Raw genomic sequence first — 257 nt, forward strand, 5'->3', positions numbered from 1 at the left:
GCCAAGTAGTTTACTGGCTCTCCCTCCACTTTTTCCAGATGTGTGCTTCCCTTTTGGATATTGCCTGATATTGAACCTTAGAAAGTCGAAACCAGGTGAGACCATTTTTCCGTTTACTTCAATTTCTTGAAGTGTGTGACAGATTCTTGTCTTTTCTGGTTTCAGTTGGAGTCCAACAGCCTTTAACCATTCAGAAATAGCAATCTTGCACTGTTCAATGATTTCGAGTTTTGGTGATATGACTACAAAATCATCGG

1 pseudogene is annotated in these 257 nt (G+C 40.1%); it reads right to left on the reverse strand.

Annotated features, from left to right (window positions below):
- Nucleotides 1-257, reverse strand: a pseudogene (locus AC0QHF_RS00160) (group II intron reverse transcriptase/maturase); the annotation flags it as partial.

It is taken from the genome of Lyngbya sp. CCY1209 (assembly GCF_055795065.1).